19 protein-coding genes are annotated in these 24700 nt (G+C 62.1%); 16 read left to right on the forward strand and 3 right to left on the reverse strand.

The window, feature by feature from the left end:
* The first annotated feature begins 56 nt into the window (after positions 1–56).
* The 5 genes from xsc (AC54AG_RS14340) to AC54AG_RS14360 all read left to right on the forward strand — a co-directional run bounded on the left by xsc (AC54AG_RS14340) (position 57) and on the right by AC54AG_RS14360 (position 6154).
* Positions 57–1871: a sulfoacetaldehyde acetyltransferase gene (gene xsc, locus AC54AG_RS14340; RefSeq protein WP_496630724.1), complete on the forward strand. Its 1815-nt coding sequence runs from the start codon at positions 57–59 to the stop codon at positions 1869–1871.
* A gap of 192 nt (positions 1872–2063) precedes the next feature.
* Positions 2064–3065: a phosphate acetyltransferase gene (gene pta / locus AC54AG_RS14345; RefSeq protein ID WP_496630726.1), complete on the forward strand. Its 1002-nt coding sequence runs from the start codon at positions 2064–2066 to the stop codon at positions 3063–3065.
* A 1-nt stretch (position 3066) separates the two neighbouring features.
* The gene (locus tag AC54AG_RS14350; protein ID WP_496630727.1) at positions 3067–3828 is read left to right on the forward strand and encodes a TSUP family transporter; all 762 of its coding nucleotides are present in this window, start codon (positions 3067–3069) and stop codon (positions 3826–3828) included.
* A gap of 299 nt (positions 3829–4127) precedes the next feature.
* Entirely contained in the window at positions 4128–5015 is an 888-nt protein-coding gene (locus AC54AG_RS14355; RefSeq protein WP_496630728.1) for an RNA ligase family protein, read from the forward strand.
* On the forward strand, positions 5012–6154 hold the full coding sequence (locus AC54AG_RS14360) for an AAA family ATPase (protein WP_496630729.1): 1143 nt from the start codon (positions 5012–5014) through the stop codon (positions 6152–6154). Before AC54AG_RS14355 ends, AC54AG_RS14360 begins: the two co-directional genes overlap by 4 nt.
* A 4-nt stretch (positions 6155–6158) precedes the next feature.
* On the opposite strand, the gene AC54AG_RS14365 is transcribed toward AC54AG_RS14360, so the two are convergent.
* From AC54AG_RS14365 to AC54AG_RS14375, 3 genes are read right to left on the reverse strand one after another with little or no spacing between them, the layout of a single operon-like run.
* Complete coding sequence (locus AC54AG_RS14365) at positions 6159–7889, reverse strand: cobaltochelatase CobT-related protein (RefSeq protein ID WP_496630730.1); 1731 nt, start codon at positions 7887–7889, stop codon at positions 6159–6161.
* Positions 7886–8860: an AAA family ATPase gene (locus AC54AG_RS14370; protein WP_331779147.1), complete on the reverse strand. Its 975-nt coding sequence runs from the start codon at positions 8858–8860 to the stop codon at positions 7886–7888. The genes AC54AG_RS14365 and AC54AG_RS14370 overlap by 4 nt, the downstream gene beginning before the upstream one ends.
* Positions 8861–8900: 40 nt before the next feature.
* Positions 8901–9737, reverse strand: coding sequence for an IclR family transcriptional regulator (locus AC54AG_RS14375; RefSeq protein ID WP_374106902.1), 837 nt, complete (start codon positions 9735–9737; stop codon positions 8901–8903).
* Positions 9738–9950: 213 nt separating this feature from the next.
* Between AC54AG_RS14375 and xsc (AC54AG_RS14380) the strand changes: the two genes are divergently transcribed.
* The 11 genes from xsc (AC54AG_RS14380) to AC54AG_RS14430 all read left to right on the forward strand — a co-directional run bounded on the left by xsc (AC54AG_RS14380) (position 9951) and on the right by AC54AG_RS14430 (position 24603).
* Positions 9951–11759 (forward strand): sulfoacetaldehyde acetyltransferase, encoded by a 1809-nt coding sequence (gene xsc, locus AC54AG_RS14380; protein WP_496631004.1) that lies wholly within the window; start codon positions 9951–9953, stop codon positions 11757–11759.
* Positions 11760–12001: 242 nt separating this feature from the next.
* Positions 12002–12418, forward strand: coding sequence for a nuclear transport factor 2 family protein (locus AC54AG_RS14385; RefSeq protein WP_496630731.1), 417 nt, complete (start codon positions 12002–12004; stop codon positions 12416–12418).
* Positions 12419–12443: 25 nt separating this feature from the next.
* Positions 12444–13883 carry an NAD(P)/FAD-dependent oxidoreductase gene (locus AC54AG_RS14390; protein WP_070305093.1) on the forward strand — a complete coding sequence of 480 codons (1440 nt, stop codon included), beginning with the start codon at positions 12444–12446 and terminating at the stop codon, positions 13881–13883.
* Positions 13884–13997: 114 nt separating this feature from the next.
* The gene (gene tauA, locus AC54AG_RS14395) at positions 13998–15047 is read left to right on the forward strand and encodes a taurine ABC transporter substrate-binding protein (RefSeq protein ID WP_496630732.1); all 1050 of its coding nucleotides are present in this window, start codon (positions 13998–14000) and stop codon (positions 15045–15047) included.
* A gap of 84 nt (positions 15048–15131) precedes the next feature.
* A complete protein-coding gene (locus tag AC54AG_RS14400; RefSeq protein WP_071324509.1) occupies positions 15132–15947 on the forward strand; it encodes a taurine ABC transporter ATP-binding protein in 816 nt (271 codons plus the stop codon).
* Positions 15948–16026: 79 nt separating this feature from the next.
* Positions 16027–16821 carry an ABC transporter permease subunit gene (locus AC54AG_RS14405; protein ID WP_051959683.1) on the forward strand — a complete coding sequence of 265 codons (795 nt, stop codon included), beginning with the start codon at positions 16027–16029 and terminating at the stop codon, positions 16819–16821.
* A 289-nt stretch (positions 16822–17110) separates the two neighbouring features.
* A complete protein-coding gene (locus tag AC54AG_RS14410; protein ID WP_046683319.1) occupies positions 17111–18538 on the forward strand; it encodes an amino acid permease in 1428 nt (475 codons plus the stop codon).
* Positions 18531–19757 carry a SorA family sulfite dehydrogenase catalytic subunit gene (gene sorA, locus AC54AG_RS14415; RefSeq protein ID WP_496630733.1) on the forward strand — a complete coding sequence of 409 codons (1227 nt, stop codon included), beginning with the start codon at positions 18531–18533 and terminating at the stop codon, positions 19755–19757. Before AC54AG_RS14410 ends, sorA begins: the two co-directional genes overlap by 8 nt.
* A gap of 10 nt (positions 19758–19767) precedes the next feature.
* Positions 19768–20382 carry a SorB family sulfite dehydrogenase c-type cytochrome subunit gene (gene sorB / locus AC54AG_RS14420; protein ID WP_496630734.1) on the forward strand — a complete coding sequence of 205 codons (615 nt, stop codon included), beginning with the start codon at positions 19768–19770 and terminating at the stop codon, positions 20380–20382.
* A gap of 299 nt (positions 20383–20681) precedes the next feature.
* The gene (locus tag AC54AG_RS14425; RefSeq protein ID WP_496630735.1) at positions 20682–22127 is read left to right on the forward strand and encodes a glycoside hydrolase family 19 protein; all 1446 of its coding nucleotides are present in this window, start codon (positions 20682–20684) and stop codon (positions 22125–22127) included.
* Positions 22128–22230: 103 nt separating this feature from the next.
* Complete coding sequence (locus AC54AG_RS14430; protein ID WP_496630736.1) at positions 22231–24603, forward strand: chitinase C-terminal domain-containing protein; 2373 nt, start codon at positions 22231–22233, stop codon at positions 24601–24603.
* Positions 24604–24700 lie beyond the last annotated feature (97 nt).

Here is a 24700-nt window from a genome sequence, read left to right on the forward strand (position 1 = left end):
TCAAATATCGGAACAAAATATACCGATTTTTTATAAAACCGTAAGGAGACTGAGCCATGACCGATTTGTCCGACCAAAAAGCCGCCGCAGCCGCGATACCTGTTGGCCCGCAAAAAATGACGCCTTCCGAAGCGTTCGTGGAAACCCTGGCCGCCAATGGCGTGACCGACATGTTCGGCATCATGGGCTCGGCCTTCATGGACCCGATGGACATTTTTGCGCCCGCCGGCATCCGCCTGATTCCTGTCGTGCACGAGCAGGGCGCCGGCCACATGGCCGACGGTTACGCCCGCGTCTCGGGCCGCCATGGCGTCGTCATCGGCCAGAACGGTCCCGGCATCAGTAATTGCGTGACAGCCATCGCCGCCGCCTACTGGGCGCATACCCCGGTCGTCATCATCACGCCGGAAACCGGCACCATGAGCATGGGCCTGGGCGGCTTCCAGGAAGCGAACCAGTTGCCGATGTTCGAGGAATTCACCAAGTATCAGGGCCACGTCACCAACCCTGCCCGCATGGCGGAATTCACGGGCCGCTGCTTTGACCGCGCGATGTCGGAAATGGGCCCGACGCAACTGAACATCCCGCGCGACTATTTCTATGGCGAAATCAAGGCCGAAATTCCAAAGCCGAACCGCCTGGACCGTGGCGCCGGCGGCGAACAAAGTCTCAATGACGCGGCCGAGCTGCTGGCGAAAGCCAAGTTCCCCGTCATCATTTCGGGCGGCGGCGTCGTCATGGGTGAAGCCATCGAGGAGTGCAAGGCGCTGGCCGAGCGCCTCGGTGCCCCCGTCGTCAACAGCTACCTGCACAACGACTCCTTCCCCGCCAGCCATCCGCTGTGGTGCGGTCCGCTCGGTTATCAAGGTTCGAAAGCTGCCATGAAACTGATCGCCAAGGCCGACGTCGTCGTCGCTTTGGGCTCGCGCCTGGGCCCGTTCGGCACCTTGCCGCAGCACGGCATGGATTACTGGCCGAAGAACGCCAAGATCATCCAGATCGATGCGGACAACAAGATGCTGGGCCTGGTCAAGAAAATCTCTGTGGGTATCTGCGGCGACGCCAAGGCAGCCGCGAAAGCCATCCTGGCTCGCCTCGATGGCAAGGCACTCGACTGCGACGCCACGCGCGACGAGCGCTACGCCACCGTGCAAGCGGAAAAGGCGGCGTGGGAAGAGGAGCTGACGAACTGGACGCACGAAAAAGATGCGTACAGCCTGGACATGATCGAAGAGCAAAAGAAAGAGCCGGGCAACTACCTGCACCCGCGCCAGGTGCTGCGCGAGCTGGAAAAAGCCATGCCGGAAGACGTGATGGTGTCGACCGACATCGGCAACATCAATTCGGTGGCCAACAGCTATCTGCGCTTTGAAAAGCCGCGCAGCTTCTTTGCGGCGATGAGCTTTGGCAACTGCGGCTATGCGTTCCCGACCATCATCGGCGCCAAGGTGGCCGCGCCGCACCGTCCGGCCGTGTCGTATGCGGGCGATGGCGCCTGGGGCATGAGCCTGATGGAAACGATGACCTGCGTGCGCCACAACATTCCCGTCACGGCCGTGGTGTTCCATAACCGCCAGTGGGGCGCGGAAAAGAAAAACCAGGTCGATTTCTACAACCGCCGCTTCGTTGCCGGTGAGCTCGACAACCAGAGCTTCGCGGAAATCGCGCGGGCCATGGGCGCCGAAGGCATCACGGTCGACAAGCTGGAAGACGTGGGCCCGGCCTTGAAAAAGGCGATCGACATGCAGATGAATGAAGGCAAGACGACCATCATCGAAATCATGTGCACGCGCGAGCTGGGCGACCCGTTCCGTCGCGATGCGCTGAGCAAGCCTGTGCGGCATTTGGATAAATATAAAGATTACGTTTGATTGCTTGAGCCAGCGGCAAAAAGCTGGGGTCAGACCCGGCGGGTCTGACCCCGGAATTTAGCCTCGATCCGGCGTAATCCGACACCACCCTGACCGATCCTTGTATGACCCCGGCCATGCCGGGTTTTATGTGCCGGAACCATGCCTCATGCTTCCATGGTTCCGGCATTTTTTTACCGAATTGGAGTCGCCATGAAAGCCCTGCACCGCATCATCGCGCAAGCCCGCGCCGTGCCGAAACATATCGTCTTGTGCGAGGGCGGCGATGCGCGCGTGCTGCAGGCGGCCGCGCGTGCCGCTGCCGAAGGCCTGGCGCACATCACCATCGTCGGCAATCCCGCCGCCATCCTGGCCCTGGCGCAGGAATACGCGCTGGACCTGGACGCCGTGCGCCTGGTCGACCCGGCCGAGTCCAGCGAGTCGGAACATTACGCCCAGCAATTGTTCGTGTTGCGCCAGGCCAAGGGCATGACGGTGGAGCAGGCGAGGAAAGCCGTGCAAGAACCGCTGTGCTACGCCAACCTGATGGTGCGCCTGGGCGACGCGGATGGCTGCGTGGCGGGAGCCGTGCACACGACGGCCGACGTGGTGCGCAGCGCCATCCAGATCATCGGCGTCGACCCGGCTTTCAAGCTGGTGTCGAGCTTTTTCCTGATGATGCTGTGCGAACCTTTTCACAGCCTCAAGGGCGGTTTCATCTTTTCCGACTGCGCCCTCGTTGTTGATCCGAAAGCCGAGGAATTGGCCGACATCGCCATGGCGGCCGCCGACAGCGCCCAAGCCTTGCTGATGGAAGAGCCGCGCGTGGCCATGCTGTCGTTTTCCACCAGCGGCAGCGCCCACCACGCGGCCGTCGACAAGGTGCATGCGGCAACAGACCGGGTCAAGGCCCAGCGTCCGCTGCTCGCCATCGATGGCGACGTGCAGCTCGATGCGGCCATCGTGGCCGAGATTTCCCAGCGCAAGGTCAAGGATTCCGTCGTCAACGGCCGCGCGAACGTGCTGGTGTTCCCGAACCTCGACGCGGGCAATATCGGCTACAAGCTGGCCGAACGCATGGGCGGCGCCGTCGCCATCGGCCCCTTGCTGCAAGGCTTGAAGAAGCCCGCCAACGATTTGTCGCGCGGCTGCAGCGCCGACGATGTCTATAACGTGATTGCGGTCACGTCCGTGCAGGCTCAGGGTGGGCGCTGAGTTGTTCAGCTGGCCCGTGCTGGCGCTGCTGGGCGTGGTGGCGGCGGGCACGTATTTCCAGACCGTCACGGGCTTTGGCCTGGGCATGATCGTCATGGGCGTGGCCAGCGGCCTGGGCCTGGCGCCCGTGCCGGCGCTGGCGGCCCTCGTCAGCCTGCTGTCCCTGGCCAATTGCCTCGTGGCCTTGCTGGGCGCCTTGCACCACCTGGACTGGCGCGCCATCCGCGCCGCCAGCATCGGCTTGCTGCCGGCCATGGCGGCCGGCGTCTTGCTGCTCGGCTACCTGGACCAGGCGTATGCGCCGCTGCTGCACCTGTTGCTGGGCGGGGCCATCGTGTATGGCGGCGTCAGCATTTTGCTGCAAGCGCCGCCTGGCCCCGGCGCGGCCGACAAGCGAAGCTTCTTCATCAGCGGCGTGTGCGGCGGCCTGTTCTCGGGCCTGTTTTCGCTGGCCGGACCACCGCTCGTGTACCAGTTCTACCGCCAGGAAATGAGCTTGAAGACCATCCGCTACAGCCTGATCTTTTTATTTGCCATCAGTGCGGGCGGGCGCTCGCTGATGGCGGGCAGCCAGGGCCAGCTCGACACGAAAGTGCTGCTGCTGTGTGCGCTGGCCCTGCCCGTGGGCGTGCTGGCCACGATGGCCGGCAAGCGCTACCCGCCGCCGATCGCCCAGCGCGGTATGCGCCGCATCGCGTTTGCCGTGCTGACCGCCATCGGTCTTTCCCTGATGGCGGCGGCCGTGCCGCAATTGCTCGGCTAATCTCCAAGCGTGCGGCGCTTGCAAAATAGTCAAACTGCCGTTATATTCCCCGTTCTTTCTAGAACCTCTTCCTTATTGGAGCCAAAAGTGCCTCGCTACTTCGCCATCACCTGCTAACGCTGACGAAATGCTCTTTGCAGCATCGTTCGGCGCGTTGACGCCCCCGATTGCTGCGGCACTGCTTTTGCTCTTCCCGTACACGTATCCGAGACCCTGGTCTTGATCGTCCACGCCCGAACACGTCGTCAGCACCCCTGACCCTGTATGGACACGCCCCGGTGAACGCGGCGTGGGACGCTATGTTTTTACAATCTTTACCCTTATTCAAATACCCGCGCACGCCGCACCTGGAAGGCTCGCGCCTGCAGGATGGCGACGACGGTTCCGACCAGATGCCCCTGAAAAAGCTGGCCGGCCAGTATGTCGTCATCGAGGAGAAAATCGATGGCGCCAACTCCGCCGTGTCGTTCAGCGATGCGGGCGAGGTGCTGCTGCAGTCGCGCGGCCACTACCTGGCGGGCGGCGGCAGCGAACGCCAGTTCAACCTGTTGAAACCGTGGGCGCATGCGCATGAACACGCCTTGCTGTCCATGCTGGAAGACCAGTATGTGCTGTTTGGCGAATGGTCGTACAGCAAGCATTCCGTGTTTTACGACCGCTTGCCCCATTACTTCAACGAGTTCGACGTGTATTGCCGCCGCAGCCAGATGTTTTTGTCGACGGCGCGCCGCCACGCCATACTGGCCGGCTCACCCGTGCTGTCCGTCCCCGTGCTGTATGCGGGGTTGATGCCAGCCACGCCGAAGCAGCTGTGGCAGCTGCTGCGCCATTCGCTGGCCAAGTCCAGTCTGTGGCGCGACGCTTTTGAACACGCCGTGGCGCGCGAGCGCCTGCCGCTGGACCTGTGCTGGAAGCAGACGGACAAGTCCGACCACGCGGAAGGCCTATATCTGAAGGTGGAAGACGACGAGCAGGTGCTGGCCCGCTACAAGCTGGTGCGCCATGACTTCACGCAAACCATCCTCGACAGCGGTTCGCACCACAGCACGCGGCCCTTGATCCCCAACCAGCTGGCCGAGGGCGTCGACCTGTACGCGCCGCAGCCGCTCGTCACGTGGGAAAGCCTGGGCTTGCATACCTGCCGTTCGCTCGACGAACTGGCAGCTTTCTCAAGGAGTACAAAATGATGAACTGGAAAACCCTGCAGCAACTGGTGCCGCCAGCGGGCCAGTCGCCCGATTTCAACGCCTGCCTGGCCGCCTTCCCGCAGCTGGAACTGGCGAAGACGACGCCGCAAAACCCCGTCTATCACGCGGAAGGCGATGTGTGGACGCATACGATGATGGTGGTGGAGTCCTTGCTGGCCATGCCCGACTACCAGCAAGCCACGCGCGCGGAACAGGAAATCGTGTTTCTTGCCGCCTTGCTGCACGACGTGGCCAAGTGCAGCACCACGGTGATCGACCCGGTGACGGGGGCCATCGGCCAGCCCGGCCACTCGCGCAAGGGCGCCCTCGATGCGCGCATCGCCTTGTGGGATTGCGACGTGCCGTTTGCCGCGCGCGAGGAGATCTGCCGCCTGATCAATGTGCACCAGGTGCCGTTCTTTGCGCTGGAAACGTCGCGGCGCGGCGTCACGCCCGAGTTCACCGTACGCGAACTGTCGTGGCAAGTCGATATCCGCTTGCTGGCCATGCTGGCCGAGGCCGATATCCGCGGACGTATCTGCCCCGATCCGCAGCGCATTCTGGACGCCATCGAGCTGTTCCGCGAACTGGCGCGCGAGGAAGGATGCTATGGCCAGCGGCGCGCTTTCGTTGACGATCACACGCGCGTCAAATATTTTCGCGGCGCCGAGGCGCATCCCGATTATTCCCTGTTCCAGGAGCCGGGTTCGCACGTGATCGTCATGTCGGGCTTGCCCGCGTCGGGCAAGAACACGTGGGTGGACAAGCACCATCCGCGCCTGCCCGTCGTGTCGTTTGACGATGCGCGCACGGCCCTGGGCTTGAAGCATGGCAAGAACGAGGGGCAGGTAGGCGACTATGCGGAAGAGCGGGCGCGCGAATTGTTGCGCAAGGGCGAACCGTTCGTGTGGAATGCCACGCATCTGTCCAAGCTGATGCGCGAAAAGACGCTCAACCTGCTGTACAAATACCACGCGCAGGTGGAGCTCGTGTACTTGGAGCAGCCGCGCAAGGAATTACTGCGGCGCAACGGCCAGCGCGACACGTCGCTGAGTAACAAAAAGCTGCAGGGCATGCTGTGGAACTGGGAAATCCCGCTGCCGATGGAAGCGCACACGGTGCGCTACGAGGTGGGCTGAAGGCTTAACGTTTGCGGCCACCAAGCAACTGCGCGATCTCGCTGAACAGCTCATTGTTCAGCGAGGCGGGCAGGGTGGTAGCCAGGCTGCGGCTGTAGTAGGCGCCCAGGTCCAGGCCCAGGCCCAGCCCGCAAATCTCGATGGCGCCCTGCGCTTCGCGGCGCGCCACCACTTGTTTCAGATGTTGCGCGAGGTAAAACTCGTCGTTGGCGAGATTCGTGGCCGTATCCATCGGGCAACCGTCGGACACGACGAGCAGGATGCGCCGCCGTTCCGGGCGCGCCAGCATGCGCGTGCACGCCCAGTCCACGGCTTCGCCATCGACGCCTTCGCGGTACAAGTCCGCTTTCAGCAGGGCGGCGATATCGGGCCGCGCGCGGCGCCAGCGCGTGTCGCCATCCTTGAAGACCATGTGCACAAGTTCATTCAAGCGGCCTGGATTCGCCGGCGAGCGGGCGCGCATCCAGTCGCGCTTGGCTCTTCCCCCGTTCCACGCGCCCGTCGTAAAGCCCAGCAACTCCGTGGCAACGCCGGCCTGGTCCAGTGCGCGCAGCACAATGTCGAGCAGCACGGCCACGGATTCCGCATGCGTCTTCATGGAGCCGGAGCAATCGACGAGAAAGGTGACGAGGCAATCAGCTTGCGGCAGGAATTGTTCCTTGCGAAACAGCCTGCGCTCGGATGGCGAGCAGATCAGTTGCGCCAGGCGGCGGCCATCGATATATCCTTCTTCTTCGCCAAACGACCAGCCGTCGCGCTCGGGCACGGCCAGCAATTGCGTGAACCGTCGGGCCAGGCGGGCCGTGTTGATACCCAGGCTGGCGATGCGGGCATCCATGCGTTCGCGGTATTCGAGCAGCAGGGCGCGGCGCACGAGTTCGCCCGCTTTTTCTTCGCGGTCGTACGCCGTGGAATAGGCACGGTAGCCGCCATCGCCATCGCTGAAGGCGCGGCTCTCGCCCAACGGGGCGGCATCGGGCAGGTTGTCGTTATCGCTGTCGAAATCGAGCAGCAGCTTGAACGCGGCCTGCGCCTTGGCGTCGCCCGCATCGTCCTCGCCGCCATCGCGCGCGGCCTGAGCGTCTTTCAGCATGGCGTCGACAGCGTGGCTGATGGCCAGCGCATGGCGCGCAAAGGCGGCCTGGTCGGTGCGGTGGCGGCGCAATCCTGCCAGGTCGCCGCTCAATTGCGACGACACCGACCAGCGTGTCGCTTCAATAAAATCTTCCGTCTTTTCCAGTACGGGCCTGGCCGTCAGACGCGACCAGCACATCTGGAATACCGTGTACAGCAGCAAGCCCGAAGCGCCCTCGGCCAGGCCGGAATCGTAGAACGCGTGCGACCAGGCCGTGAAACGGTGGCGCAGGTTGCCGATCACGCCAGCGTGCTGCTCGGGCGCCAGGGTTTCCACCCTTAACTGTTCCAGCAATTCAAACACGAGCCGCGCCACGGGTTCGAGCGGGCAGAAGGACTTGTGCAGGGCCGCATCCGTATGCAGCAGGCGCAGGGCCACGCTGTCGGCCGCGCCGCGCAAGGATGGCAAATCCTGCAGCGCCGCATCGGACTGCAGATGGGCCGCGTGGATGGGCAGGGGACGGTGGCCGTCGTGCAGGCGCCGGCCCCGGTAGCGTATCGAGGGAGCAGCGCTGAGGGCGCGGATGGCGCCCGCGCACAGCTCATCCGTTTCCTGCTGCTCGCGCGTGTAGGCGGCAGGCGCCGTCGTTTCGGCACTCATGCCTGGCTCGCCAGCAATTCCTCATTGAAGCAGCGCTGGTAATACTCGGCCACCATGGGCCGCTCGGCCTCGTCGCATTTGTTGAGGAAGGACAGGCGGAAGGCCAGCGCCGGGTCGCGGAAGATCTGGCAGTTTTCCGCCCAGGTAATGACGGTCCTTGGCGACATCAGACAAGCCAGGTCGCCCGCCGCATAGCCGTGGCGCGTGAGGCTGGCCACGGCCACCATGGCGGCGGCCAGCTGGCGGCCTGCCTCGTCGTTCATGGCGGGGACACGCGCCAGCACGATCTGCGTCTCTTCCGCCTGCGGCAGATAGTTCAAGGTGGCAACGATGTTCCAGCGGTCGATTTGCGCGTGATTGAGCACTTGCGTGCCGTGGTACATGCCGTTCAAGTTGCCCAGGCCAACCGTGTTCGAGGTGGCGAACAGACGGAAGTGAGGATGGGGCGTGATAACCCGGTTCTGGTCGAGCAGGGTGAACTTGCCGTCGCGCTCGAGGATGCGCTGGATGACGAACATCACGTCGGGGCGGCCCGCGTCGTACTCGTCGAAGATCAGGGCCACGGGCCGTTGCAGGGACCAGGGCACGATGCCTTCCTGGAATTCCGTGACTTGCTGCTGTTCACGCAGCACGATGGCGTCCTTGCCGACCAGATCCAGGCGGCTGATGTGGCCATCGAGGTTGACCCGCACGCAAGGCCAGTTCAGGCGCGCCGCCACCTGCTCGATATGCGTGGACTTGCCCGTGCCGTGCAAGCCCTGCACCATCACGCGGCGGTTGTGGGTGAAGCCGGCGAGGATTGCCAGGGTCACATCCTTGTTGAAGCGGTAGGCGGGATCGATGTCGGGCACGTGCGGATCGCGTTCCGTGAAGACGGGCACGAGCAGGTCGCTGTCGATATCGAACAGGCTGCGCACGGACTGCAAGGTTTGCGCCGCTGCGGCGGGGGGATGTTGGCGTGAATCTGGCACCTTGTTCTCCTGTGAAACCGCAGCATGGGCGCTACGGCGGTTATGAATGACCGGTTTGCAATGCGTCGTCGTCCCCGCCCGTCGTCGGCATGGTTTCCGATTCGATGGCGGCCAGGGCTTGCGCGGCGCGTTGCAGTGCTGGCAAGAAATGTAAAGCCTTGTCGTGCGTCAAACGGATGATGGGCGCCTGGATGGCCACGGCCAAGTTCGAGCGGCCGTTCGGGTTCGGCACCAGCACAGCCACGCACAGCAGGCCGGGCAGGAATTCCTCGTCGTCCAGCGCATAGCCGTTGCGGCGCACCAGTTCCAGTTCGCGCTCGAGCTTGACGGGGTCCGTTTCCGTCTTGTCCGTAAAGCGCGTCAATTCCATATGGCCCAGCAGGCGGCGCCGTTGCACGGGCGTCATTTGCGCCAGGAACAGCTTGCCGCTCGACGAGCAGTGGGCCGGCACGCGCGAACCGGGATGCAGGTAGAAGCGCAGCGGGGCCGCCGTTTCCACGCGGTCCAGGTACACCACTTCGCTGCCGCTGAAGGCCGTCAGGTTGCAGCTTTCGCCCACTTCCTCGACCAGCTGGCGCAAGACCATGCGGCGGGCGCCATGGAACGTGTTGTTAATCAAGAGGTTCGACGCCAGGCGGCGCAGGCGCACGCCCGTGCTGTAGTGGCGGCCATCGCTTTCGCGCTGCAGCACGCCCACGCTTTCCAGCTGTTGCAGCATGCGGTGCAGAGTGGGCTTGGGCAAGCCCGTTTCTTCCACCAGCGCTTGCAGCGACAGCAACTGGTCTTTTTCGGCAATCACTTCCAGCAAAGCAAACAAACGCATCGTGGGCGTGTCGCCTTCCAGTTTTTCCGGCTCAAGTTTTGGGGATGAAATCATGTCCATGGTGGCCTCGGTTGTCTGTCTGAGTGTTATTTCATTTTCGAACTCAAATTGTACCGTTTCCTCGAAATTCTGTTTGACTTTTGATTACCAAACGCTTAAATTGAATTGTATATCAAATTTCGGAACAAAATATACCGTTTTTTGATAAATAAGTTACCCACTACACTGCAGTTCATTACAACAGACCAGGAGACACCCATGAATGACATGACCGACCAAAAAGCCGCCGCCGCAGCGGCCATCCCCACCGGCCCGCAAAAGATGACGCCTTCCGAAGCGTTCGTGGAAACCCTGGCCGCCAATGGCGTGACCGACATGTTCGGCATCATGGGCTCGGCCTTCATGGACCCGATGGATATCTTCGCCCCGGCCGGCATCCGCTTGATTCCCGTCGTGCACGAGCAGGGCGCCGGCCACATGGCCGACGGTTACGCCCGCGTCTCTGGCCGCCATGGCGTCGTCATCGGCCAGAACGGCCCCGGCATCAGTAATTGCGTGACAGCCATCGCCGCCGCCTACTGGGCGCACACGCCTGTCGTCATCATTACGCCGGAAACTGGCACCATGAGCATGGGCCTGGGCGGCTTCCAGGAAGCGAACCAGTTGCCGATGTTCGAGGAATTCACCAAGTATCAGGGCCACGTGACCAATCCCGCCCGCATGGCGGAATTCACGGGCCGCTGCTTTGACCGCGCCATGTCCGAAATGGGTCCGACGCAACTGAACATCCCGCGCGACTATTTCTATGGCGAAATCAAAGCGGAAATCCCGAAACCTAACCGCTTGGACCGTGGCGCCGGCGGCGAACAAAGCCTCAACGATGCGGCCGAACTGCTGGCGAAAGCCAAGTTTCCCGTCATCATCTCGGGCGGCGGCGTCGTCATGGGCGAAGCGATCGAAGAGTGCAAGGCCCTGGCCGAGCGCCTGGGTGCCCCCGTCGTCAACAGCTATCTGCACAACGACTCCTTCCCCGCCAGCCATCCGCTGTGGTGCGGCCCGCTCGGTTATCAAGGTTCGAAAGCGGCCATGAAACTGATCGCCAAGGCCGACGTCGTCGTCGCTTTGGGTTCGCGCCTGGGCCCGTTCGGCACCTTGCCGCAGCACGGCATGGATTACTGGCCAAAGAACGCCAAGATCATCCAGATCGATGCGGACAACAAGATGCTGGGCCTGGTCAAAAAGATTTCGGTCGGCATCTGCGGCGACGCCAAGGCGGCCGCGAAAGCCATCCTGTCCCGCCTGGACGGCAAGAGCCTCGACTGCGACGCGACGCGCGACGAGCGCTACGCCACCGTGCAAGCGGAAAAATCGGCATGGGAAGAGGAGCTGACGAACTGGACGCACGAAAAAGATGCGTACAGCCTGGACATGATCGAAGAGCAAAAGAAAGAGCCGGGCAACTACCTGCACCCGCGCCAGGTCTTGCGCGAACTGGAAAAAGCCATGCCGGAAGACGTGATGGTGTCGACCGACATCGGCAACATCAACTCGGTGGCGAACAGCTATCTGCGCTTTGAAAAGCCGCGCAGCTTCTTTGCGGCGATGAGCTTTGGCAACTGCGGCTATGCGTTCCCGACCATCATCGGCGCCAAGGTGGCCGCGCCGCACCGTCCGGCCGTGTCGTATGCGGGCGATGGCGCCTGGGGCATGAGCCTGATGGAAACGATGACCTGCGTGCGCCACAACATTCCCGTCACGGCCGTCGTGTTCCACAACCGCCAGTGGGGCGCGGAAAAGAAAAACCAGGTCGATTTCTACAACCGCCGCTTCGTTGCCGGTGAACTCGACAACCAGAGTTTCGCCGAGATCGCGCGCGCCATGGGTGCCGAAGGCATCACGGTCGACAAGCTGGAAGACGTGGGCCCGGCCTTGAAAAAGGCGATCGACATGCAGATGAATGAAGGCAAGACCACCATCATTGAAATCATGTGCACGCGCGAGCTGGGCGACCCGTTCCGCCGCGATGCGCTGAGCAAACCTGTGCGGCATCTGGATAAATATAAAGATTACGTTTGATTGCTTGAGCCAGCGGCAAAAAGCTGGGGTCAGACCCGGCGGGTCTGACCCCGGAATTTGCGACTTTGGTGTTGTGACGAAATTCTCACACATTGTCACGGAAGTATCATAATTTCACTAAAGAATACAAGGCGTCCCGTTTTTTGAATTATTTGATTTGACAAGCCCATGCTTAAGGCTTAAATTCAATAAAAGACAAAAAACGGAACGTAGCGTATCAAAAACGATTTACGGAGACCACCATGAACCACCCTGTACCGCACACCGACGCCGTCACCACTGATTTCCTGCAAGCGTTCGGCGATGCCTGGAACCGCCACGATATCGAGGCCCTGATGGCCGCCATGGCCGACGATTGCGAATTCCACGCCGTGGCCGGGCCTGATCTGCTGGGCAAAAGCTTCATCGGCCGCGACGCCGTGCGCGCCGGCTTCGAGCTGGCCTGGAAAACCTTCCCCGACGCCGCCTGGCTGAATCCAGAACACTTTGTCAGCGGCGAGCGCGGCGTGACGGAATCGACGTTTGCCGGCACCAAGGCGGACGGCACGCGCATCGAAGCGCGCATGGTCGACATCTTCACTTTCCGCGACGGCAAGATCGCCGTGAAGAATGCCTTCCGCAAGGATCGCCCACCGGTCGCTACCGGCAACAAAGCCTGAGCCAGCACGTTCACCGGGAATGATCATGAACAAACCTGTCGACACCCCATCTGACGTACTGGGCACCAGCACCGCCGCCCGCACGTCCTACGATCCCGCCTACGATCCGCTGGTGGCCCAGCGCCCCGGCCATGGCAATGCCTACGCGCCCACCTACTGGATCGGCACGGCCGGCGAGCCGCCCGCCGACGACGGCCCCATCACGCATGACATCGACGTCGACGTGGCCATCATCGGTTCCGGTTTCACGGGCCTGTCCTGCGCCATCTTCCTTGCCCAGGAACACGGCATCAAGGCGACCGTGCTGGAAGCGAACCGGGTCAGCTGGGGCTGCAGCACGCGCAACGGCGGCCAGGCGCAATGCACGACGGGCCGCCTGAAGCGCTCGCAGTGGATAGACCGCTACGGCATGGACACGGCCCTGAAACTGCACGCGGAAGTGTGCGACGCGATGGAAACGTTCAAGAAGATCACGGCCGACATCGATTGCGACCCGCAGCCGGGCGGCCACCTGTATATCGCCCACAAGGCGAAAGCCATGCCCGCGCTGGAAAAAGAAGCCAAGATCATGCGCGAGATCTTCAAGTACGACGCACGCATCCTCGACGCCGACACCGTCAAGCGCGAATTCGTCGACGACAAGGAAGCGGCCGGCGCGCTGCACGAGCCGGAAGGCATCGGCATCCACGCAGGCAAGCTGGCGTTCGGCTACCTGCGCAAGGCCCGTGCGCTGGGCGCCAAGGTGCATCCGTCCAGCCCCGTGATGGGCTGGGAAACGCGCAACGGCGTGCATTATCTGCAAACGCCGGGCGGCGTGGTGCGTGCCCGTTCCGTGGCCGTGGCCACGGGCGGCTACACCTCGCCCCACTTGCATCCGCAAGTGAAGAACCGCCTGCTGCCGATTCTGTCGAACTCGCTCGTCACGCGTCCGTTGACGCCGGCGGAAATCGAGGCGTGCAACTTCCGCACCCACCAAGTGATTACGGATACGCGCATCCTGCGCCACTACTACCGCTTGATGCCGGACAACCGCGTGCAGATCGGCAGCCGCAGCGCCATCACGGGCGCCGACGCGCCGGACGACAAGTACAAACAGTTTTTGATCAACGATCTGCACCGCAAGTTCCCCGCGCTGACCGGCATCGCCATCGATTATTCGTGGTGGGGCTGGGTCGACGTCAGCCACGACATGATGCCGCGCATCGTGCAACCGGATCCGAAGCAATCGATCTTCTATTCGCTCGGTTACGGCGGCAACGGCGTCATGTATTCGGCGCAGGCGGGCCGGCGCATGGCCGAACGCATCGCGGGCAAGGCCAGCGACACGGGCTTGCCGATCTTCAATTCGAAACTGCCGTACCCGAACATGATGGAACTGGTCGAGTCGCAAGCGTTCGCCCCGTTCCGCCGCCTGGGCCAGCGCTTCCTGTACCGCTGGTATCACTTGAAAGATGAAGTTTTCTAAAAGCAGCACTGCAGTTCAAGTCGTCGCATGAGCTGGCATAGACCGGCCAGCGACGCCATCCGCAAGGATGTTATTGCCCGAACGTTCACACATAACAATAACTTGGAGTGAGACATGAACACTAATACGAGCAAAACAGGTTTTTCAACGATGCGCCGCGCCGTCCTCGGCACCCTGGTGCTGGGTGCCGCCCTGGCTTCCAGCGGTACCGCCTTCGCGCAAAGCAAGGAAGTGACGATTGCCTATCAGGAAATCAACGGTCCCTTCCTGGTGGCGATCGCCAGCGGCGAAGTGGAAAAAACCACCGGCTATAAAATTAACTGGCGCAAGTTCGACTCGGGCGCCAAGGTAGCCACCGGCATGGCGTCCGGCGACGTGCAGATCGGCGTCATCGGCTCCAGTCCCTTGACGGCGGCCGTCAGCCGCGGCGTCGACCTGCAGCTGTTCTGGATCATCGACGACATCAATGAAGCGGAAGCGATGGTGGCCCGCAATGGCGCCGGCATCACCAAGCCGACGGACTTGCGCGGCAAGAAAATCGCCGTGCCTTTCGTTTCCACCACGCACTTCCACACCATGTTCGCGCTCGAAACGTGGGGCATCAAGCCCACGGAAGTGAAATTGCTCAACATGCAGCCGAACCAGATCGCTGCCGCCTGGGAGCGCGGCGACATCGATGCGGCCTTCGTGTGGGACCCGGCCTTGAGCAAGCTCAAGCAAAACGGCAAGGTGCTCGTCACGTCCGGCGAATTGAGCAAGAAGGGCAAGGCCACGTTTGACGGCATGGCCGTCGAGCGCGCCTGGGGCGAAGCGAACGCCGACTTCATGGCCAAGTTCGTCAAGGTGATGGCCGCCGCCGACGCCGACTACCGCGCCAATCCGAAGGCGTGGACCATCGATTCCCCGCAAGTGAAAGCCAACGTCAAGCATTCGGGCGCGGCCGCCAAGGACGTGGCCGCTTCCGTGGCCCTGTACGCCTACCCATCGCTGCAGGAGCAGGCGTCGCCAGCCTGGCTCGGCGGCGGCGCCAAGGGCGGCGTGGCGCAAGCCTTGCTGGCCACGGCGCAATTTTTGAAGGGCGAAGGCAAGATCGACACCCTGGCAACAGATTACGCCAAGTATGTGACACCCAGGTATGCACAGGCCGCCGGCCTGCTGAAGTAAACGTTGTGCGATGGCGCGCCTGCGGGCGCGCTGACTGAACAGAATGCGTTGAACTGAAGTGACTACACCTATGCGGGGCACATGATGGAAAATCTCTACGTCAAGGATGTCAGCGTGATTTATCCGGGCAAGACGGCCGGTGAACGCGTACATGCCTTAAATAATATCAATCTCACCATCAATAGCGGCGACTTCGTCGTCGCGCTCGGTGCCTCGGGCTGCGGCAAGACCACCTTGCTGAGCCTGATGGCGGGCTTTATCGCCCCATCCAAGGGCGAGATCATGTTGGGCAGCAACAAGGTGGAAGGGCCGGGTGCCGACCGTGGCGTCGTGTTCCAGAAACATGCCTTGCTGCCATGGCTGAACGTGATGGAAAACGTGGAATTCGGCTTGAAGCTGCAAGGCGTGCCGAAAGCCGTGCGGCGCGAACAGGCGGCAAAAAACCTCGCGCTGGTCGGCTTGAAGGACTTTCACGACAATATGATTTATCAGTTGTCGGGCGGAATGCAGCAAAGGGTGGGCATCGCCCGCGCCCTGACCAGCAATCCCGCCATGCTGCTGATGGATGAGCCGATGGCCGCGCTCGATGCGCTGACCCGCGAAACCATCCAGGAGTTGCTGCTCGATATCTGGGCCAAATCCAGCACCATGTTTTTCTTCATTACCCACAGCGTCGACGAGGCCCTGTTCCTGGCGAACCGGCTGATCGTCATGTCGCCCCGTCCGGGCCGCATCACGCACACGTATGAACTCGATTTCAACAAGCGCTTCCTCGAATGCCGCGATGCGCGCGCCGTGAAATCGAGCCCGGACTTCATCAAGATGCGCGAAACGGTGCTCAACATCATTTATGGCGACGAGCGCGCTGTCAATAAAGAGCTGGAGGTGTCCCATGCATAGCCCATCCGCCGTGGGATTTCCTCCCGCTGCCGCCAAGCGCGCCGGCTTCTTTGGCCGCCTGTTCGCTCCCCGCTGCGCCATGCCCGGCGAAGCGTTCGGCGCGCCGGGGCAGGGCAATTCCAGCCGCATCGCTACAGTCACCGTCATCGCTGTATTGCTGTTGTGGTTTGGCGTGACGGCCAGCGGCATGGTCAAGCCGCTGTTCCTGCCGTCGCCGCAAGCCGTCTATGAAAAGTTCATCATGGCGGCCACCACCGGTTTCGGCGGCGCCACCCTGTGGGAACACACTGTCGCCAGTCTGGTGCGTGTGTTCGGCGCCTTCGGCCTGGCGTGCCTGTTCGCCATTCCCATCGGCGTGATGATGGGCGTCAACCGCGTGGCACGCGGTATCTTCGATCCCTTGATCGAGTTCTACCGCCCGCTGCCGCCGCTCGCTTACTTGCCACTGGTCATCATCTGGTTCGGCATCGGCGAGTTTTCGAAGGTCTACCTGATCTTCCTGGCCATCTTCGCACCGATGGCCATCGCGGCCCGCGCCGGCGTCAGCTCCGTGTCGCTGGAGCAAATCCACGCGGCGTACTCGATGGGCGCCACGCGTTTCCAGGTCATCGTGCACGTGATTTTGCGGGCCGCGATTCCGGAAATCCTCACCGGCATGCGTATCGGCATCGGCGTGGGCTGGACCACCCTGGTGGCCGGCGAAATGGTGGCGGCCACGCGCGGCCTCGGCTACATGGTGCTCAGCGCTTCCGAGTTCCTGGCCAGCGATGTGGTGATCATGGGCATTATCGTGATCGGCTTCTTCGCTTTCCTGTTTGATTTGATGATGCGTTACCTCGAACGTACCCTCGTGCCATGGAAGGGCAAGGTGTAAGACGTTCTTGGGAGTGGCGCGCACGCCACAAGTGTTGCCGCCGCTCCCATTTTTTTAACCAGTAATAACCCAGCAATACCCCGTACTTACTCTCCAGCGCGCTTGCCCCTTGGCGACCGCGCCGGGCCGCTGCATTTCCAGATTGACTTATGGCATGCAGCCAACCAGACTGATTTGATGATGTATCGATGCTGCTTGACGGTGTGCCTAAATAAAAAAAGCCGCGCGGCAGAAACATGCCGCAGCAGGCCAGGGCGCACCGAGCTTCAGATATTACTAGGAGACACAAATGATTAGCGAATCGCATAACAGTACCGGCTTGCAGCACTCGCTGAAGCAACGCCACATGAGCATGATCGCCATTGGCGGCGTGATCGGCGCCGGCCTCTTTGTCGGCAGCGGCGTCATCGCCAAGGCCGCCGGCCCGGCCGCCATCCTGTCCTTCCTGCTCACGGGCGGCCTGGTCGTCCTGATCATGCGCATGCTGGGCGAGCTGGCTTCGTCCTTGCCCGTGGTCGGCTCCTTTTACGAATATGCGCGCCTGGCCTTCGACGATAAGCCGAAGGTCTCGAAATTCCTCGGCTTCATGAGCGGCTGGATGTACTGGTATTTCTGGGTCGTCGTCGTGGCACTGGAAGCCATCGCCGGCGCCAAGCTCGTCAACTTCTGGCTGCCCGACGTGCCGTCATGGTCGATCAGCCTGGTGCTGCTCGTCTCGATGACCATCCTTAACCTGTTCTCCGTGAAAGCGTTCGGCGAATTCGAATTCTGGTTCGCTTCGATCAAGGTGGTCGCCATCATCGTCTTCCTGTTCGTCGGCGCCCTGTTCATCACGGGCAGCTTGCCCAACAGCATCCCGACCCTGGGCTTTTTGACGAGCAACGGCGGCTTCATGCCCCACGGCTGGGGACCGGTGCTCAGTGGCGCCGTCGCCGCCACGGCCTTTTATTCGGGCGCCGAGATCGTCACCATCGCCGCCGCCGAAACGTCGGACCCGGCCAAGGCCATCGCCCGCGCCACCAATTCCGTCATCACGCGCGTGCTGATGTTCTATGTCGGTTCCATGTTTGTTGTCGTGTGCATCGTACCCTGGGATTCGCCGGCCATCGCCACGCCCTTCGTCAGCGCCCTGACCGTCATGAACATCCCGTACGCGGCCCACATCATGAACGCCATCATTTTGACGGCCGTGCTGTCAGCCCTCAATTCCAGCCTGTACGCCTCGTCGCGCATGATCTTTGCACTGACGCGCCGCGGCGATGCCCCGACGGGCCTGGTCAAGCTGAGCAAGAACGGCGTGCCGATCCGCGCCATTTTGTTCAGCACCTTGTTCGCCTATTTCGCCATTGCCGTATCGTATGTGTCGGCCGACCTCGTGTTCCCCTTCATCGTCAATTCCTACGGCATCCTGATCCTGTTCGTCTACCTGCTCATTGCGATATCTCAATTGCGTTTGCGCCGCCGCTTGGAACGCGAATGCCCGGAACGCATCAAGGTGCGCATGTGGCTGTTCCCCTACCTGACGTATTTCACCATCATCGCCATGCTGGTGATCCTCGGCGCCATGAGCGTGTCGTCCGATACGGAGCAGCGCGTGTCGTTCTGGTTCGGCCTGTTGAGCGTGGTCATCATGAGCGTCATGTACTACATCAAGAAGCTCGTCAATGATGATCGCAACGGCGACAACGAAGCCAAAGTGGAGCTCAAACATGTCTGACACGACCTTGTTGCCCGCAGGCCGGCGCCGCTTCCTGCGCACGACGGCTGCCCTGGGCGCCGCTGCCGTGGCGGGGCCGGCCTTGGCGGAGTCCGCTTCAGTGACTTTGCCGTTTGAAAATGGCGAGCGCGAACTGGTGGCTTTCCCGCAAAAGCGTCCGCTGATCCTGCTGACCAGCCGTCCGCCCCAGTTGGAAACGCCGTTCAGCGTCTTCAGCGAAGGCGCGATCACGCCCAACGATGCGTTCTTCGTGCGCTACCACTGGAGCGGCTTGCCCGCCAGCATAGACGGCGGCAGCTACCGCCTTCGCATCGGCGGCCTCGTGAAGACGCCTTTGGAACTGTCGCTGGCCGAACTGAAGCAGCTGGCCGATCCGGTCGACGTGGTGGCTGTCACGCAATGTTCGGGCAACAGCCGCGGTTTCTTTACGCCGCGCGCCAACGGCGGGCAGCTGGGCAATGGCGCCATGGGCAATGCCCGCTGGACGGGCATCCCACTGAAAACCGTGCTGGAAAAGGCCGGTATCGCGGCCAGCGCCGTGCAGGTCGCATTCAATGGCCTGGAAACGCCGCCCGTGGGCGATGGTCCCGATTTTCAAAAAGCCTTGTCCGTCGAGCACATCATGGCTGGCGACGTCATGCTGGCCTGGGCCATGAATGGCGAGGACATTCCTTTCCTCAACGGCTACCCGCTGCGCCTGATCGTGCCGGGCTTCTATGGCACCTACTGGGTCAAGCACCTGAGCGACATCACGGTGCTCGACAAACCGTTCGACGGCTTCTGGATGAGTACGGGCTACCGCATTCCCGACAATGGCTCCGGCTTCATCGAGCCTGGTACGCCCGTGGGCAAGACGACGCCGATCAGCCGCCTCAACGTGCGCTCCTTCATCACCAGCGTGCACGATGGCGCGCAAGTGAAGGCGGGGCGCGACCTGGCCCTGCGCGGCATCGCTTTTGACGGCGGCCAGGGCATCAGCGAGGTAGCTGTATCGGTGGACGGTGGCCAGACGTGGCAGGAAGCGAAGCTGGGCAAGGACCTGGGACGTTTTTCGTTCCGCGAGTGGACGATGGTCATGAAGGCGCCACGCAAGGGCAAGCACGTGCTGATGGTGCGCGCCGTCAACCGCATCGGCCAGAGCCAGCCCATGAAAGCCCTGTGGAATCCCATGGGTTATATGCGCAACGTGGTGGAAGCCACGCGCATCCAGGCAGTCTGAGGAGAACCATATGAAGATCTTGTTTGCCGCGCTGGCACTGTCGGCGGCGGGCGGCGCGTGTGCGCTGGAAATCCATTTGCCGCCGGAAACGGCGACCTACAAAGCCAGCGAATTGCCCGGCTACCAGCTGGTGCAACGCAACTGCATGACGTGCCACGCGGCCCAGTATGCATCGAGCCAGCCGCCCGCTTCGCCGCGCGCCTACTGGGAAGCGACCGTCAAGAAGATGAAAAAGCCGTTTGGCGCCCAGTTTGACGACGCGGACGTGCCGGCCATGGTCGATTACCTGGTGAAAACCTATGGCGTCGAGCGGGGCGCCGCAGCAACGGGCGCGGCCGTCGCCAAACCCGTGGCAGCCGCTGTCCCGGCCGCCAGCGGCAAGGATGTCAAGACCTTGCTGGCGGCGAACGGCTGCATGGCTTGCCACGCGCTTGACCAGAAAGTGGTCGGTCCCGGCTTTGCGGAAGTGGCGGCCAGCTACAAGGGCAAGGATGGGGTCGCCACCGTGGCGGCCAACATCCGCAGTGGCGGCACCGGCAAATGGGGTCCCGTACCCATGCCGCCGTTCAGCCAGCTCAGTGCAGCCGATGCGGCGGCCCTGGCGAGGTACGTGCTGAACCGATAAGTTCGTCCCGGACGCGCGGCAACCCGTAATACCACTTGCCGCCACCCATACTGCGCGGTATTGCCCGCTGCCATTGCGCAGCGGGCTTTTTTTTACCTGTCCCATTCGCCGCCGCATCGCTTGCCAATATAGCGGTCAATAGCACTGGTACTGTAAAAAACACCGTTATATAAAACCACTTGACTACCAATTTGGGGCGTCGCATTCTCTGTGCAGAAAGCCGATGCTTCGCTGTGCTTTCTTTACGTACAACATAAAAAGCTACTTCGATAGTTTTCGTATAACGTTCAGGAGACATTGTGAAGACACGGCAAATTAGCCGGCTGGCCTCGCCTTTGATGGCTGGCCTGCTGGGCAGCGCGCTGCTCGCTTGCGGCGGCAATTCCACCACCGAACCCCCATCGACCCTGCTGGCCGCCACGGCCGCCAGCGACAGTTGCGTGGCCTGGAGCGCCGCTGCCGTCTACACGGCCGGCCAGTGCGCCGTCTATGACGGCAAGGTGTACCGCGCCAAATGGTGGGTGCAGGGCACGGCGCCGAACAACGACCAGTGGGGGCCGTGGAGCCTCGATAGCAGCACGCCCACCCCGACGCCGACCCCGACTCCTACGCCTACTCCAACACCCACGCCAACGCCGACACCAACGCCAGGCGTGCCTACCAAGGCCCAGGCCGAAGCGAACGAGGCGGCGCTGACGAACAACGATTTCTTCCGCAAGGTCAAGGCGTCGATCCGCACCCTGGGCAATGCGGCCGTCGAGGCCGTGCAGCCTGGCCTGGCCAGCAATCCGCTCAACGTCAAGCGGGTCGAGCGCCTGTTGCCGGCGGCGAAGTGGGACTACTATTTTGCCGCGCGCGACGCCAGCTATACGTATCAACGTTTCCTGCAAGCAGTGGCCAAGTTCCCCGCCGTGTGCGACGACTACAGCGATGGGCGCAATGCGGACGCCATCTGCCGCCACAGCCTCGCCACCATGTTCGCCCACTTCGTGCAGGAAACGGGCGACCATAACGCCAGCAGCCCGCTGCCGCAATGGCGCCAGGGCTTGAAGTATTTGCGCGAACTGGGCTGCGACGAGACGGGCGCCGGCTGCGGCTACAACGTCGAGTGCGCCGACCCCGTCTTCAACAAGGTGTGGACCTGCGGCAAAAATGCCGACGGCAGCTTCAAGAAATATTTCGGCCGCGGCGCCAAGCAGCTGTCGTACAACTACAACTACGGTCCCTTCTCGCAAGCCATGCATGACGGCGACCAGTCCGTGCTGCTGAAGAATCCGGACCTGGTGGCCTCGACCTGGCTGAACCTGGCGTCGGCCACGTTCTTCTTTGTCTATCCGCAACCGCCGAAACCGTCGATGCTGCACGTGCTTGACGGCACGTGGGTGCCGAACGCGGCCGATACGACGGCGGGCGCCGGCAATAACTTCGCCACCACCATCATGATCATCAACGCCGAATGCGGGCAGGGCACGGAAAAACAGGCCGCGCAAAACCGCATCGATTACTACAAGCAGTTTGCCGCCGACATGGGCTGGGATTATTCCGGCGAACAATTGTCTTGCGCCAACATGCAGCGCTTCACCCCGGCCAGTTCCGCTTCCTACAACATCTATTGGGAAAAAAACTGGAGCGCCGGTGGCGAGAACCAATGCCAGCTGGTCAGCTATCAAACCCCGTACAGCGCATTGCTGGCCGGGAACTACGTGAAATGCGTGGAAGCCAACTGGAATGTGAAGTTGCAGTAGCAGTAAAGGCAGGACCAGCCAGCCAGGGATAACAGTTGACAAGAGCCCCTCGAGGGGCCTGCAACAGCTCTCGATGTAAAACCATAACGGAGACCAATACAACATGAAATCGAATGCATTATTGATGGCCCTGCTCAGCAGCGTGCTCGTCGCTTGCGGAGGCGGCGGCCAGGACGGTACGACCGCCACCCCGAACACCTTGCTCGCCGCCGTCGAAGCGTGCGCCGTCTGGGATGCCGCCACCGTCTACACGGGCGGCCAGTGCGTGCTTTACCAGGGTGTCACCTACAAGGCCAAGTGGTGGACGCAGGGCAATGTCCCCAGCGCCACCGATCAGTGGGGCCCCTGGGCCGTGATGGATACGACGCCAACGCCAACGCCGACACCAACCCCGACGCCAACCCCGACCCCGACACCAACGCCGACACCAACGCCGACACCAACGCCGACACCGACACCGACACCAACGCCAACACCGACGCCAACACCGACGCCCACGCCCACGGCTTGCCGTCCGGACGGCCTGATTTCGGCCGTGCCGAATGTGCCGTATTGCAAGGTGTACGACGCGAATGGCCGCGAAGTGCTGAGCAATGGCTTGAACCGGCGCATCGTCGGCTACTTTGCCAGCTGGCGCACGGGCGTCGATGGCAGCCCAACGTATCTGGTAAATAACCTGCCGTGGGACAAGATCACTCATTTGAACTATGCGTTCGCCACCGTCGATCCGGCCACGTCAAAAATCGCCATCGGCAGCGGCGCGGCCAATCCCGATACGGGCTTGACGTGGCCAAACGTACCGGCCGCGGCCATGGACCCGTCCTTGCCGTACAAGGGCCACTTCAACTTGCTGTCGCAATACAAGAAGAAGTATCCAGGCGTGAAACTGATGATTTCCGTGGGTGGCTGGGCCGGCAGCGGCGGCTTCTATACGGCCACGACGAACGCGGACGGCAGCATCAACACGGCCGGCATCAATACCCTGGCCGATTCCATGGTGGCCTTCGTGCGCCAGTACAACTTCTTCGATGGCGTCGACGTCGATTACGAACACCCGACCACCAACAATGAAGCGGGTAATCCGAACGACTTCGCCGTCTCGAAGCCGCGCCTGGCCGGCTTGATGACGAGCTACAACCTGCTGCTGAAAGTGCTGCGTCAGAAGCTCGACGAAGCGGCCGTGCAAGACAATAAATACTATCTGCTGACCATCGCCGGCTCCGCCTCGGGCTGGGTCTTGCGTGGCGAGGAAAACATGTCGGGATTAAAATATCTCGATTATGCCAGCCTGATGAGCTACGACTTGCACGGCGCATGGAACCAGTACGTGGGACCGAACGCGGCGCTGTTTGACGACGGCAACGATGGCGAACTGCGGGCCGGCAATGCCTATCAGTTCCAGAACATCGGCTACCTGAACACGGACTGGGCTTACCGCTACTACCGGGGCGCCATGCAGGCGGGACGCATCAATATCGGCGTGCCGTTCTACACGCGGGGCTGGAAGGATGTGACGGGCGGCACCAACGGCCTGTGGGGCACGACGCCGCTGATCAGTTCCACGGTCACCTGCGCCGGCACCAAGACCTGCGGCACGGGCGCAACGGGCATCGACAACGTGTGGTTCGATCTTGATTCCCAGGGCAAACCAACGCCGGGCGGCGGCAATCCGATCTGGCATGCGCTGAACTTGCAGAATGGTATCGTGCCGAGCTACCTGGACGCCTATAAAGTCACGGACAAGGCGCTGGTGGGCACCTATGTGCCGCATTACAGCAGCACCATGGTGGCGCCGTGGCTGTGGAATGCAACCAAGAAAGTGTTCATTTCCACGGAAACCACGCAGTCGATCGCGGCCAAGGCCCAGTACATCGTCAACAACAATATCGGCGGCGTGATGATCTGGGAAATGGCGGGCGACTATGCCTGGGATGCCACGCGCAATGGCGGCAAGGGCGAGTATTTCATGGGCACCACTCTGACAGATGTGCTGTACCAGGCCTTCCGCACGGCTGGCGCGTATGGCAACAAGCGCGCCGAAATCGCCATGCCGGGCACGGCGGCCAACGTCAGCATCACCCTCGGCGGCTGGAAGCTGGGCGACAGCAACTTCCCCATCAATCCCGTGATGACGGTGAAGAACAACACGGCCACGACCTTGCCGGGCGGTACCGTGGTGGAGTTCGACTATCCCGTGTCGGCGCCATCGGACATGAGCGACCAGTCCGGCTTCGGCTTGACGGTCATCAACGCCGGCTACACGGGGCCGAACAATATCGGCGGCTTCACGAAGAACTACAACCGGGCCCGCTTCGCGATTCCCGCCTGGCAATCGCTGGCGCCGGGCGGCTCCGTGGCGCTGACCTTGAACTACCGCCTGCCGATCTCGGGACCGGCCAACTATACGGTTACCGTGGGCGGCACCAAGTACGCGCTGACGCAGGAGTACCCGGAATTGCCGGTGGCCTTGCCGTAATGATCGACGCGGCAGGGTAAACAGAAAAGGGCGGAACCGAAGTTCCGCCCTTTTTTCGGGGTCAGACCCGTTGGGTCTGACCCCAGCCTTTGCTTCT

The organism is Janthinobacterium sp. BCJ23 (genome assembly GCF_059617945.1).

Coding starts and splice junctions, on each gene's coding strand:
- AC54AG_RS14430 (WP_496630736.1), top strand. CDS start 22,231: ATGAAATCGAATGCATTATTGATGGCCCTGCTCAGCAGCGTGCTCGTC.
- xsc (WP_496630724.1), top strand. CDS start 57: ATGACCGATTTGTCCGACCAAAAAGCCGCCGCAGCCGCGATACCTGTT.
- AC54AG_RS14405 (WP_051959683.1), top strand. CDS start 16,027: ATGCCCGGCGAAGCGTTCGGCGCGCCGGGGCAGGGCAATTCCAGCCGC.
- AC54AG_RS14410 (WP_046683319.1), top strand. CDS start 17,111: ATGATTAGCGAATCGCATAACAGTACCGGCTTGCAGCACTCGCTGAAG.
- tauA (WP_496630732.1), top strand. CDS start 13,998: ATGAACACTAATACGAGCAAAACAGGTTTTTCAACGATGCGCCGCGCC.
- xsc (WP_496631004.1), top strand. CDS start 9,951: ATGACCGACCAAAAAGCCGCCGCCGCAGCGGCCATCCCCACCGGCCCG.
- AC54AG_RS14390 (WP_070305093.1), top strand. CDS start 12,444: ATGAACAAACCTGTCGACACCCCATCTGACGTACTGGGCACCAGCACC.
- sorB (WP_496630734.1), top strand. CDS start 19,768: ATGAAGATCTTGTTTGCCGCGCTGGCACTGTCGGCGGCGGGCGGCGCG.
- sorA (WP_496630733.1), top strand. CDS start 18,531: ATGTCTGACACGACCTTGTTGCCCGCAGGCCGGCGCCGCTTCCTGCGC.
- AC54AG_RS14400 (WP_071324509.1), top strand. CDS start 15,132: ATGGAAAATCTCTACGTCAAGGATGTCAGCGTGATTTATCCGGGCAAG.
- AC54AG_RS14360 (WP_496630729.1), top strand. CDS start 5,012: ATGATGAACTGGAAAACCCTGCAGCAACTGGTGCCGCCAGCGGGCCAG.
- AC54AG_RS14375 (WP_374106902.1), bottom strand. CDS start 9,737: ATGATTTCATCCCCAAAACTTGAGCCGGAAAAACTGGAAGGCGACACG.
- AC54AG_RS14355 (WP_496630728.1), top strand. CDS start 4,128: ATGTTTTTACAATCTTTACCCTTATTCAAATACCCGCGCACGCCGCAC.
- AC54AG_RS14385 (WP_496630731.1), top strand. CDS start 12,002: ATGAACCACCCTGTACCGCACACCGACGCCGTCACCACTGATTTCCTG.
- AC54AG_RS14365 (WP_496630730.1), bottom strand. CDS start 7,889: ATGAGTGCCGAAACGACGGCGCCTGCCGCCTACACGCGCGAGCAGCAG.
- pta (WP_496630726.1), top strand. CDS start 2,064: ATGAAAGCCCTGCACCGCATCATCGCGCAAGCCCGCGCCGTGCCGAAA.